Source organism: Alteromonas sp. S167 (assembly GCF_036864375.1).
Taxonomy (GTDB): domain Bacteria; phylum Pseudomonadota; class Gammaproteobacteria; order Enterobacterales; family Alteromonadaceae; genus Alteromonas.
Genome location: NZ_JAZETR010000001.1, coordinates 603,588 through 616,778, shown reverse-complemented (window position 1 = coordinate 616,778; position 13,191 = coordinate 603,588). Strand labels below are relative to the sequence as shown.

Below are 13,191 nucleotides of genomic sequence, written 5' to 3'. Positions count from 1 at the left end.
ACAAGTTATACCTTGGATATTACACGTTGAACAAGTGGCACACGAATTTTTATGACGCATTCTGAAAACTTAACGCTTGTTTGCGAACAGTGCCATACGTCTGCACATATCCCTTCTTTAGCACATCGACAGCGCGCGGTTTGCCCCGTTTGCAATCACACGTTGGTTTCACACCGAAACAATTCGAGCGAAAACATGATTGCTTATTCGTTCAGCGCCATTGTGTTACTGCTGCTTTCACTGTCGTTTAACTTCCTCACCTTTAAAGCCAGTGGCCAAAAGCATAGCATCGACTTACCATCAGGCATTGCTGTGCTTATTCAACAAGATTATTTGTCGCTTGCCATTATTACGGGGTTAGCCACCATCCTACTACCGGGAATGGTTTTAATGGGAATATTATGGTTGTCGTTGGCACAGTATCGCAATCACCGTCCATCATATCTTCCGCGTATTTTACAGATGGTAACCACGCTAATGCCGTGGAGTATGGCAGAGATTTTTCTGGTCGGAACATTGGTTAGCCTTATCAAAGTGACTGAACTTGCTGATGTAGCTATCGGCCTTTCGTTTTATGCGTTTATTGGGTTTTCTGCTTTCACCGCGCTATGTATTGCGCAGTTTGATACGACAAAATGCGCAATGTGGTTAGCCGAAGGCGTGCCACCACAACCCAAGCAGTTAAGTAAACAACGAGCCCATGTAAGCATTCAGCGCACCTGGGCCTTATTGCTAACAGCATGTATTTTGTACATTCCTGCGAACGTGCTGCCCATTATGCACACGGAACTGTTTGGCCAACAAACGCCAAACACCATTATTGGCGGCGTTATAAGCCTTTGGCAAACAGGCTCATACCCAGTTGCAATAGTGATATTGGTGGCCAGTGTAGTGGTTCCAGTAGCTAAAATAGTTATTCTTTGTTGGTTGAATTACTCAGTTCAGCAGCAGAAAACCAATTCAAAACAGCTTCGCATAAAGTATTATCGTATTACCGAGGCCATTGGCAGATGGTCTATGATTGATGTTTTTGTGGTAGCTGTACTAGTGGCACTTATTCAAATGGGAAGCACGCTATCTATTCACCCCGGCCAGGCAGCTATTGCCTTTTGTGCCGTAGTTTTTGTAACAATGATTGCCGCGATGACATTTGACTCGCGACTTATTTGGCAGCAGTGGAAGCAAGAAAAATGACCGACGACACAAAGTCAATTGAAGCTAACGTAAAGCCCACTTCGTCTGTATCACGTATTTGGCTAATTCCCATTTTGGTGGTGTTAGTAGGCGGCTGGATGGTGTACTACCAATGGAAGAATCAGGGCCCCTTAATTACGATAGAGCTACAATCGGCCACCGGTATAGAAGTAAACAAAACGCCAATCAAAATACGCGATCTAGACATTGGGCAAGTAAAGAAAATCACACTTAAGCCCGATTTGACTGGTGTATTGGTTACCGCGCGCATCGATGCCAGCGCAGAGCATTTATTGAATGAGCATGCGGAATTTTGGGTAGTTGCGCCCCGAATTAGCTTTTCAGAGGTATCAGGGCTTAACACGCTGTTGTCAGGCAGCTACATTGCAATGTCAGCACAAGATGAGGGCAAAGAACAATTGCAGTTTACTGCTTTGGAACGTCCGCCTGTCACACCTCAGGGCACACCTGGCCTTCATGTGATGCTTAAAAGCGATGATGAATTCGCGTATAAGCCTGGCGACCCAATTATTTATAAAGGGTTTAAAGTAGGTGAATTTGAAGACGCCACCTTTGATATTGACGAGCGAATTGTTTATTACGACGCATTCATAGAAGCGCCCTACCACAAGCTTATTACCTACAATACGCGGTTTTGGGATGTGAGCGGCGTTAAACTTCTGCTGGAATCTAGCGGCGTTACTGTTGAAACAGGAAGCCTTGAAACCCTGTTGGCAAACGGCATTACATTTGGTATTCCAGAAGACGTGCCTAAAGGTGAACTGGTTACTGAGAACGCTGAATTCACTATCTACAAAGATAGTGCCGCGGCGTCGGATGCCCGCTTTAAAGTGGCCGCTGAATACCTTTTACTTATAGATGAAAGTGTACGCGGTCTTACCGTTGGTGCACCGGTTGAATATCGCGGTATAGAAATTGGTTATGTGACTGCCATCAACTCATTTGCGGCAGTAGAGGGCAACGTGCTTGAGCGCGACTACCCCATTCCAGTACTGATTAACATTTACCCAGGAAAAGCGCGACAGCCAGATACCCAAGAAGGGCTGAACGCTATACAACAAACCATACGAAATTGGTTAGCGCGCGATCTGCGTGCTTCGCTGCGTATGGGTAACGTGCTTACTGGTGGCCTATTTGTTGATCTTCAGCACTTCCCTGATGAAGACAGCCAAGGAATGATACAGGTAATAAATGGCTACGAGGTTATTCCAACTGTTAGCAACGAGTTTACGCAGCTCACTCAAAAAGCGGACGCCATTTTAGATAAGATTAACCAGCTTCCACTAAAAGAGATGGTGGAAAATGTACAACTCGCTGTGGAAGATATGAAGCTTGCGGCAGAGTCGGTTGAAACCGCCAGCAGCGATTTTGACTTACTGATTGAAGAGATAGATGCAAAAGCGCTTAACAGTAACCTTAATCAGGTGCTAGTTAGTCTTGATGGCCTATTGAAAAATTACAGTGAAGGCGGTTTCAATCAATCTGAAATTAAAGAAACCGTTGATACTTTGCAAGAAACTATGCGCAGCATTCAGCCTTTACTATTGAAACTGAATCAAACGCCCAATAGTTTGATTTTTTCGCCAGGCGATGAAATTGACATTCAACCGAAAGCGAAAAAAGATTAACGATAGTCTGCGCTGCCTTCAAATGGCAGCACAGAGACCAAAATGGATTAAAAAATGAACGTAACAATGAGCAAATTCGACAGTAAAGTAGGCGGATGGCGACTGGCTGGTTTCTTGTGCGTATTAGTTTTATTTATGGGTGGATGTTCAAGCTCTTCGTCATCACTTAATTACTATTTGTTGCATTCAACATCAGCAACCCACAGTGTTAACGCTCAAGCCAATAAAACGCCTGCCCTGCTAACAATAGATAAATTAGTGATACCTGAATATTTAAAACAGCGCGGTCTCGTATATCAGATAAGTGAAACCAATATTCACATATCAACAACGCATTTATGGGCTGAACCGGTCGAAGAAGGCATAGTGAAAGTACTGCGTAGCGCGCTTTCCTCAAAAGGCGTTAAACTGCTTAAGCAAGCCGATTACGCAAGAGGTTCAGTGCCTGCAGCTAACCATAGAATAAGCATTTTAATAAACGACTTCGTGAGCACATATGGCGGAGAGGTTATTTTAAGCGGTGAGTATGTTATTACCGCTGCTGACTCTGAGGCAATGCATCAATCATTTATGTTTAAAGCCCCCATCAACCATGATGGCTTTGAAGCAAGTATTAAGGCGATGCGCGCCACACTTAACCAGTTAAGCGAACAAATAAAAGAAACAATGTAACCACCTGCACAATGATAAGTAATTTTAAAAACTACGCTTTAAGTGGAGTTAACTGCCACTACAAAGACGAGACTAATCGACGAATAATTGTAGTAAATCTGTTTGCTGCAGTGGGCATGAGTATAACTTTTGTTCTGGGTTTTCGTGCTTTGTTTGCCAATGAAATGGGGCTTGCTATAACCCTATTGGTCGCCAGTGTAGTTTTTGCTGTGTCTCAACGTTTGCAAGTACGAGTCCCCACAAAAGAAGCACGAACAACCTCTATAAGCTTACTTATATCATGCCTAATGATATTAACCCTTTTGCTTATCATTACTGGCGGCAAAGACAACACAGGCCCCTTATGGATTTACCTTGTACCACCGGTAACCATGTTTTTTGCGGGCTTCGTACGCGGTCTGCTTGCCCTAATTGCTTATACCGTAGTATGCGCATTAATCATGTTTACATATAACGATATGTTGCTATTAACACAGTATTCTTACGCTTTTAAAACACGTCTTCTGTACTCTTTTCTAACTGTATCTTTCTTGTCTGCTTTTTATGAATTTAGCCGCCAGAAAAGTTATGACACCGCACTTTACTTAAAAGAACAATTTGAAAGACAAGCAAAACACGACCACTTAACGCAATTACTCAATCGCCGAGGTGGGCAGGAATATCTTGAACATGAATATGCGCGCTTTCTTCGCAACAAACAGCCTTTTGCCATCGCCATTGCCGATATCGATCGCTTTAAGAATATTAACGACACCCTAGGCCATGAGCATGGAGACGAGGTACTTAGACAAATTTCAAAAGCGTTTTTATCGAAACTTCGCAGCGAAGACATTCTTGCTAGATGGGGTGGCGAAGAATTCCTGTTCATCCTTGTAGGCGCCAATGAGGAAAATGCCGTTAAAGCGCTTGAAAAAATTCGCAACTGCTTAAATACCAACCCACTAGTCATTAATGGTGAAAAACTTGAAGTAACAAGCAGTTTTGGCGTGTGTGAAGTAAATCAAGGAATGACCCTATCACACGCGGTTAAGCAAGCCGACAAAGCGCTTTATCACGCGAAAGACACAGGAAGAAACAAAGTGTGTAGTGCATCGTCACTTACCTAACTTTTTTCGCTCATTTCCATTTCTATTTGCTCTGTTTATCTCAAAAACATAACAATTCATCACGCTTATTCACCTTTACACAAAATTGACTCATCTTTAGTTACATTTGGACTGTATCTCTGAAACACTTTAGCGCTACACTATGTACAGATATTACGACTAAAGTTGAAGCAGTTATGAAATGGATGAAAGTTGCGCTTCCAATCGGCGTTTTGCTATTGGGCTACTTGGGTATGAAAGGTATTGAGGCATCTGCTGACGATTCCGCCATAACGGACGAAGTAGACACTCGCCCTACAGTTACTGTTGAATCGATTTCACCTGAGGATATTCGCGTTCAATTAACCTCTTATGGTGAAATTACGCCACTTGAAACAACCAATTTGGCTGCTCAGGTCTCAGGTGAAGTACAAAGCTGGAACCCTAAATTTGTAAGCGGTGGCTTAATTCGAAGAGGCGAAGTGCTTTTCTCAATTGAACCAGACGCCTACGAGGCGGCACTACTGCTAGCAGAGGCAAACTTAGCCAGCGCTCAAGCTCAGCTAATTCAAGAACAAGCCCAAGCCGATGTGGCGGCAAAAGAAGCCAAAACCATGCCTAACGCCAGAGTAACTGATCTTTACTTAAGAAAACCTCAAGTAATGAGCGCACAGGCTGGTGTTAAATCTGCAGAAGCACAGCTTAAGATTGCCAAACGCGACTTAGAGAACTGCCAAGTAAAAGCACCTTACGACGCTTTGGTAGTCTCGCGTAATATCAGTACAGGCGACTACGTTTCGCAAGGTACCGCGGTTGCTGTGCTAAACAATATTGAATATGCAGAAATTACCTTCCCTATTGCTGGTTTCGACAAAATGTTTCTTGCCGACAACACTATTGGTAGTGAAATTGCTATTGAAATAGATGATGTGGCTGGTGCTAAGGTGAAAGGCACTATTCACCGTGACACCGGTGTTATAGACAACAATACCCGTATGAGCTATTTCGTGGCTCGCGTTGAAGACCCCTACGCCATTCATTCAAACAAGCCAGTGATTAAATTTGGCTCATACAGCACGATTTCTTTTGAAGGTAAAACACTGAACGATGTTTACCGCGTTCCTCAAGAGTTGGTAAACAATCGTTTGCTATGGACACTTGACGATGACAACAAGTTAAAGTCACAAAAGGTGAAAGTTGTACGTGAAGAAAACGGCGACTTCCTAATTCAAGGGTCGTTCAACCCTAATAAAGTGGTTATGTCACTACCTGAGTATCCGCAAAATGGGATGGCGGTAAAAGTGATTAAAAACACTTCTGATCTTGTGACAGCGAAAGCAGACTAAGGAACTGTCATGGACAATAAAAACGATCCTCAAACTGGCTTAATTGCATGGTTTGCGCGCAATTCAGTTGCCGCAAATCTGTTGATGATTTTTATCATCATTATGGGTGTGGCTAGCTATTTCACCATTCAGCGCCAGATGTTTCCCAACATCGAAATTAACTACATTAATGTAGAAGCAAGTTACCCCGGAGCTTCACCTCAGGAAATTGAAGAAAGTATCTTCATAAAGGTTGAAGAAGCGCTTAAAGATATAACGGAAATAAAGCGAACCGTTTCCCGAGCAAGACGTGGTGGCGGTGCGGTAACGCTTGAAATTGACACAAAAGCTGAACTTACCGACGTTCTTGATAAAGTGAAGCTGCGTGTAGACAGTATTGCTACTTTTCCCGCAGATATGGAGCCATTAACCATATCGCAAGTGGAGTTTCAGCAGCAAGTTATTGAAATGCCTCTAGTGGGTGACCTTCCCCTTTCCGAATTAAAAGTACTGGCAAAAGAAGTGGAAGACGAACTACTTCAATTAGGTTCAGTGTCTTTGGTGACGGTAAATGCGCCTAATGATGAGATTGCCATTGAAATTAAGCCCGATACGCTGCGTAAATACGGGCTGAATATTAGTGATATTACGAGCGCCATTAATAACTATTCAGCAAATATGTCAGCGGGTCAGCTTCGCACCAATTCAGGCATTGTTTCGGTTCGTGTTGAGAATCAATACTACAGCGGAGAAGAATTCCGCCAGATCCCAGTTAAGATTGGTGCAAGTGGTGCCCGTGTTACGCTAGGTGATGTTGCTTATATAAACGACGGATTTGTTGAAGGCGAACGCTACTTTAAATACAACGGCATGAATGCCATGTATATCGCAGTAAAAGCCACTAAAACGCAAAACACCATTCCTGTTGCTGAAACGGTTAAAGCCTATATTGAACAAAAGAACGAAACCTTACCTGAAGGCATTAGTCTAGAGATATTGGTAGATATGACCTACTACCTTAATGCTCGCCTAGACATGATGCTGTCTAACTTAGTGCAGGGCTCTGTATTAGTTGCGTTTATGCTCACCCTGTTCTTACGCTTCAGACTTGCACTTTGGGTAATGATTGGCCTTCCAGTTTGTTTCCTTGGCGCGATGATGCTAATGCCATTGTTTGGTGTAAGCATTAATATTTTGTCGCTATTCGCGTTTATTATGGTACTGGGTATTGTGGTAGACGACGCCATAGTTATAGGAGAAAGCGCCTACACCGAAATAGAAAGCAAAGGCGGCGGCATAGACAACGTTATTCGTGGTGCAAAGCGTGTAGCAACCCCTGCTACATTTGGGGTGTTAACGACCATTGCAGTATTTGCTCCATTTACGTTAAGTAGTGGCCCTGAAGGCGCTTTCTTTTACAACATAGCTGTAGTGGTTATCTTATGCTTGGTTTTCAGTTTAATTGAATCGAAGCTTATCTTACCTGCGCATATTGCTCACACTACGTTTTCAGAAGTAAAACCAAACGGCTGGCGTTCTCGCTTCAACAAACGCTTTTTTGCTTTTGTAAACGGCCCATATAAACGCACCGTTGAGCGGGCTATTAATTGGCGTTGGGCGGTGTTAATGATGTTTATTGCGCTACTTATGCTTAGCTTCGGCTTAATAAACGCGAACTATGTGCGCATGGTGCCTAATCCTAAGGTGCCTCACGACTTCCCTAGCGTTCGCATCGAAATGAATGAAAACGTGTCTGATATGACTACCATTAACGCGTTAAGAATTGTTGAACAAACAATTTTAGATGTTGAGGAAGACATCATTAACGAATTTGGCACCGGTATGATCAGAGACCGTTTGGTCTTCAACGATGGTCGCTCAGAGGGTCGTATTCTTGCGCCTTTGGTCAATGAAGATGCGCGCCCTATCGATACCTTCGAACTTGCACGTCGCTGGCGTGCTGCAATACCCGAAATTGCCGGCATGAAGTCATTTACCGTTATTGACGATGTAAACGGTGATAACGGCAACGGTGACGGTGAATTTGGGTACCTTCTGTTTGGTCCAGATATAGATACGTTAAATGCTGCTGGCCTTAAATTTATTGAAATGCTGCAGCAGCAAGAAGGACTATTTGACGTTAGCTCAACCATTGACCCACCTAGCAAAGAAGTGCAAATGAAACTTCTACCGGTTGCTTATGACTTAGGTTTAACGCTGTCGAGTGTGGCATCGCAAGTGGGTGCAGGCTTTTATGGTGGCGAAGCGCAGCGAGTACTTCGCAATGGTGAAGAAGTACGCGTGATGGTGCGCTACCCAGAGCTTACTCGCGAACGCTTTGCCGACCTTAAATACACCTTGATAAAAACGCCTTCTGGCGAGGATGTAATGTTAGGCGACGTTGTTGTTCTAGAGGAGAAGCCAGGTATTAGCTACATTCGCCGTGAAGGTGGTTATCGCAGTGTGTACGTTTGGGGCAACATCGACGAAGAAAAAGTTGAGCCAAATGAGGTTGTGGATGAAATTCAAGAGAAGCTACTTCCACAACTTCAAGAACAATTCCCTAGCGTAATGACAGAGCTAGGTGGTGACATTGAAGAACAGCAAGCACAACAAAACGAGCAAATCCTGTTCTTCCTAGCGGCTATGATCATGGTATACATTCTTCTGGCGGTACCGCTAAAAAGTTATGGCCAACCGCTCATAATTATGTCGGTGATTCCGTTTAGCCTTACCGGCGCAATTTGGGGCCATTACCTATTGGGCCTCGACCTTTCGATGATGTCTACATTTGGCCTTATTGCTGCTGCCGGTGTAGTAATAAACGACTCGCTGGTAATGACAGACTTTGTGAATCAGCGACGGGCACAGGGTTACAGTGTTAAAGAAGCGGTAGTAGAAGCAGGTACGGCACGCTTTAGGGCCATTACGCTTACCTCTATTACAACCTTCGCGGGCGTGCTGCCAATAATGTTTGAAACAAGTCTACAGGCTGCGTTTGTAATTCCAATGGCCGTTGCGTTAGGTTTCGCTGTACTTTACGCCACATTGGTTACGCTTATTTTAGTGCCGTGCTTATATGTTATTTTACTAGACTTACGTGGTCCGTTCTCTTACATAAAGCGCACGGTATCAAGACGTAAAGCATCGTCGAATACAAGTAGCGACACGCTAAGCGGCGCACCACAAACCAGTAGCGCTGTTGATTAAACGGGTATACTCTTTTACCGTTTTGATTTAGCGTAGATAACGTTTTTAAATGTCAAAATCAGCCTTCCACAAGGCTGATTTTTTTTGACCACAGAAAAAGGACACTCTCATGACTAACGCGGTTTCGATTAGAAAGGCCACACCTGACGATATTGCACAAATACGCCAGTTTATACTTGAGCTCGCCATTTATGAAAAAGCGGAGCATGAAGTTGAGGCCTCTGAAGCAGACTTACACAACACGCTGTTTGGCCCTGGCGCAACGGCACACTGTGTAATGTGCGAAAGCAATGGCTCTGCAATTGGGTTTGCTGTGTATTTCTTTAATTACTCAACATGGCAAGGCAGAAACGGGCTTTATTTAGAAGACCTTTATGTGTCTGTGGCTTCTCGTGGTATGGGTGCGGGCAAAGCATTATTGCAGCACCTTGCGAAGATTGCAGTAGAGAACAACTGCGGGCGTTTTGAGTGGAGCGTTTTAGACTGGAACAAACCTGCTATCGATTTTTATGAATCGCTTGGCGCAAAACCTAAAAGTGAATGGCTAGGCTATCGTATGGACGGACAAACGTTAATCGACTTTGCTAACAACGGCTGACATTATTTTTATACTTAGAAATTTTCTATTTAGCTACTTTTTTAATTAGAAACTGGCTTATTTAGAAACATTCGTATTTCGATGCGCCTTATTCACCTACTCCTCTATTAACATACTGTGCTTAGTTACTGCTTAAAACGTAGTCGCAGCACTAGCTTACAGACAACAAAAAAAGCCATGTATTACTACATGGCTTTTCAATATTAAACGCTAGGCTTAATAAATATTAGAACGAACCAATTAATGAAAGACGCGCGTTAATTGGTGCGCCAACTGTTGCTTGGTGACGTGAGTGAGCATTCGGGAAGTAAAGCTCATCAGTTAGGTTCTCAACGTTTAGCTGTAAGCGCATGTCACTGTTGATGTCGTAGTATGCAGATGCATCAACACGTACATAGCTAGGTAGCACTGGTGAATTATCAGCGGTCAAGATGAAGCTTTCATCTTGGTAGGTTGCACCAACACCAAAACCAAATACGTCACTTACTTCATAAGCAGCCCATACCGAGAACGTGTTCTCTGGTAGCTCACGTAGCGCTACGCCGTCAGAGTTTTCACCGTCAAGGTTGCTGTAGTTTGCAGTAATGTGAAGTTTTTCTGTTACGTAACCTTGAAGTTGAAGCTCGAAACCAGACACGTCTGAATCAACTTCAACAAAGCCTTCAGGGTCGTTCGGATCGTTATCAAGTGATACTTGCTCGTTCTCAAAGATTGCCGCAGTGAAGCTTAAACCTTCCATGAAGTCCCATTTAATACCAATTTCCTGGTTAGTAAATGTATCTGGATCAAGCTGGTCTGCGTCACCATTGATGTTCGCGTATTGCTCGCCAGAACGCGGCAAGAAAGACTCGCTGTAGCTTGCGTAAATTGAGATATTTTCTTGAGGCTTGTAAACCACACCTGCACGTGGAGATACTTCTTCGTCAGTTCTGTTGCGAAGCTCATCTGCTGCAACGTTGAATACTTCAATATCGAAGCTGTCGAAACGTGCACCTAGTACTAGGTCGAAGTTTTCAGATAGCGCAATTTCATCTTGTACGTAGAACGAGTAAACGTCTAGGTCAACATGCGTATCGTCGTTAAGTGCAGAGAAAGCCGTTGTTACATTCACGCCATCCGCATTCACGCCTTGAAGGCCACGGAAGCTTAGTGGTCGCATAACGTTAAATGCTTCTTTATCGTTACCGGTTGAATCGAACACTGGGTTAAAACGGTCTTGGTTTGACTTGGTGTTAATCATTTCACCGCCAAAAATCACCGTATGTTCAATGCTGCCCGTCGCAAATTCACCGACAAGGTTAGCACTCAAAATAAGGTTTTCACGCTGCGTTGTATCGATGTAACCATCAAGAGTTGCTACGTTTGTTTCTGGGTCGAAACCTGCAGCATAGAAGGTAGCGTATACTTTATCGTAGTCACCGTAAAAGGCATTGAAGTTACCTTTTAGGTTATCAGAAAACGTGTGTTGTAGGTTTGCACGGAATACGTCTGCGTCAAGTGTTTGGTAGTTGTTATCTGGGTCGCCAAATACAATGTCTTCAAACGCTTCAACCGGCTCGCCGTTTGCGCCAGTTGGAATACCACGGTCGATAAAGCGTTCGTGGTCGATATACTCATAAGACAAATCAATAATAGTGTCGTCGCTTAGCTGGAAACGCGCAGTTGGGTTGAAGCCGTAGCGATCGCCGTAGAAGAAATCACGGTGGTTATCTAGGCTTTCGTACATTGCGTTAATGCGTACGCCAGACTCATCGCCTGTATCAATGTTTGTATCTAGCTGCAGGTTGTATGCACCAAACGTGTTAGCTGACACGTTATAGTTTACAAACTGTTCGCCCACTTGAGCTTTTTTAGATACACGGTTAAAAATACCGCCAGTACCGCCACGACCAAACAATAGCGCGTTCGGACCACGTAGAATTTCTACCTGTTCTACGTTGTATAATGCACGGTAATACTGAACGTCGTCGCGGTTTCCGTCAATGTAGAAGTCTGCGGTAGAGCGTACGCCACGAAATACCACCGCGTCACGGTGACCTTCACCTTGAGATGTATTTACACCTGGCATGTAATCGATAATTTGACCAACGCTTGTGATACCACGGGCGGTGATCTCTTCAGATGTCATAATTGACAAGCTTTGCGGCACGTCAATGATTGGTGTAGGGCTTTTAATTGAGTTCGACTGGTTTACCGACAGGTACTGTCCATTGATAGTTACACGCTCGATGTTCTCTAAGTCAACAGCTAGCGCTGCAGGGCTCAATAATACGGCTGTAGCAATACTGGTAAGTTTAAACTTCAATTTTCATCTCCAAGTTTTAAACATTTCAAATGTGTTTGTGTGGCGTTTAGCAAAGCGTTGAAAATGGCTCGTTGAGTGTGTGAACCGAAAACGCTTTCTAAGTGCTAATAAGAATCGTTGTTATTTTCGGTTGGCATCATATAGAAAAATTTCTACCTTGACGAGAGGTAAAGCCATATTTTTTGTAGTTTGGTGATGAATTCATTGAGAAAAAGCAAAAAGAGAGACATAAATGCGCAAAGGAAAAAGGTATAAGGGAAGAGTTTCAGAGGAAGAAAGCGCAAAAGTATAGGCCGTCAGTCACTGGCCTATACAGTTTTTAGAGAATAAATAAGTGATGTTAGTGAGATTTAAGAGGTTTGTGTTAGTTGTGGGGCTCACTTCGAGCTCATGTTGCGTAGCGGCTTAATATAAGTGCCGCAATATTTGTCGCTATTCTATTTTGATCGTCAGCACTTAGTGCATCTTCAATTTTAAATAGCTGCGGCCAAAAGCACTGTCCTTTCACTAAACTGTCAATTTCATCAACAACGCGGTCTAAATCATCAAAACCAAGCTTACCGTCTTCTTTAGCTTCTTTTAACCAGCGGTGCATGGCCGTCTCTTGTGCTTTTAGTTGAGCAACTTCGTCTTTCAATTTCTCGGGTTTATAGAAAAAATGTCCAATAGCAACGCGTGCTAAATCTAAGTGAGACTCGCTGACCATAAATTCAATATCTTGCAGAATTAGGGCTACCAACTGTTTATCCAACGGCGCGTTGCTGTTGTAGTCTGCTTTGGTATTTAAAATTGCACTTTGCCATTGCTGCGTAACAAGGTGCATTACTAGGTCTTCTTTTGTCGAAAAATGGTTGTATACCGTGCGCTTCGATACATTCGCCAGTTCTGCTAGCTTATCCATGCTTGTGCCATTTACGCCAAACTCTTGAAAAGCCTGCGTGGCAGCCTGAATTATGGCTTCACGTTTAATATCGCTGCGCGTGCGCGTTGTGCCTGTCATAAGACATGTCCTTTAAAAAACCTACTGCCATTTTACACCGGGCAGTTTACTTTTCAATGCAACGACACTAAAATGCACTCACCAGTTTACTTTATACAATTATTTACCTGTAACCTGTGTGTAGAGTAACTCTTTTTTATCAATACAAATGGA

9 protein-coding genes are annotated in these 13,191 nt (G+C 43.5%); 7 read left to right on the top strand and 2 right to left on the bottom strand.

Annotated features, from left to right (window positions below):
• The first annotated feature begins 51 nt into the window (after positions 1 to 51).
• From V7R35_RS02615 to V7R35_RS02585, 7 genes are all read left to right on the top strand, one after another.
• Positions 52 to 1,194: a paraquat-inducible protein A gene (locus V7R35_RS02615; protein WP_334013122.1), complete on the top strand. Its 1,143-nt coding sequence runs from the start codon at positions 52 to 54 to the stop codon at positions 1,192 to 1,194.
• Positions 1,191 to 2,843, top strand: a complete 1,653-nt coding sequence (gene pqiB / locus V7R35_RS02610) for an intermembrane transport protein PqiB (RefSeq protein ID WP_334013121.1) — start codon at positions 1,191 to 1,193, stop codon at positions 2,841 to 2,843. Before V7R35_RS02615 ends, pqiB begins: the two co-directional genes overlap by 4 nt.
• 54 nt (positions 2,844 to 2,897) lie before the next feature.
• The gene (locus V7R35_RS02605; RefSeq protein ID WP_334013120.1) at positions 2,898 to 3,515 is read left to right on the top strand and encodes a PqiC family protein; all 618 of its coding nucleotides are present in this window, start codon (positions 2,898 to 2,900) and stop codon (positions 3,513 to 3,515) included.
• Between the two features lie 116 nt (positions 3,516 to 3,631).
• Positions 3,632 to 4,621, top strand: coding sequence for a GGDEF domain-containing protein (locus V7R35_RS02600; RefSeq protein ID WP_334013118.1), 990 nt, complete (start codon positions 3,632 to 3,634; stop codon positions 4,619 to 4,621).
• A 176-nt stretch (positions 4,622 to 4,797) separates the two neighbouring features.
• Positions 4,798 to 5,946, top strand: coding sequence for an efflux RND transporter periplasmic adaptor subunit (locus V7R35_RS02595; protein ID WP_334013117.1), 1,149 nt, complete (start codon positions 4,798 to 4,800; stop codon positions 5,944 to 5,946).
• Between the two features lie 9 nt (positions 5,947 to 5,955).
• Positions 5,956 to 9,135 (top strand): efflux RND transporter permease subunit, encoded by a 3,180-nt coding sequence (locus V7R35_RS02590; protein ID WP_334013116.1) that lies wholly within the window; start codon positions 5,956 to 5,958, stop codon positions 9,133 to 9,135.
• Between the two features lie 109 nt (positions 9,136 to 9,244).
• Positions 9,245 to 9,733 (top strand): GNAT family N-acetyltransferase, encoded by a 489-nt coding sequence (locus V7R35_RS02585; RefSeq protein ID WP_334013115.1) that lies wholly within the window; start codon positions 9,245 to 9,247, stop codon positions 9,731 to 9,733.
• 226 nt (positions 9,734 to 9,959) lie between these two features.
• On the opposite strand, the gene V7R35_RS02580 is transcribed toward V7R35_RS02585, so the two are convergent.
• Together V7R35_RS02580 and V7R35_RS02575 are read right to left on the bottom strand one after the other, a co-directional pair.
• Positions 9,960 to 12,038 carry a TonB-dependent receptor gene (locus tag V7R35_RS02580; protein ID WP_334013114.1) on the bottom strand — a complete coding sequence of 693 codons (2,079 nt, stop codon included), beginning with the start codon at positions 12,036 to 12,038 and terminating at the stop codon, positions 9,960 to 9,962.
• A 388-nt stretch (positions 12,039 to 12,426) separates the two neighbouring features.
• Positions 12,427 to 13,038 carry a TetR/AcrR family transcriptional regulator gene (locus tag V7R35_RS02575; protein ID WP_334013113.1) on the bottom strand — a complete coding sequence of 204 codons (612 nt, stop codon included), beginning with the start codon at positions 13,036 to 13,038 and terminating at the stop codon, positions 12,427 to 12,429.
• Between the last annotated feature and the right edge of the window lie 153 nt (positions 13,039 to 13,191).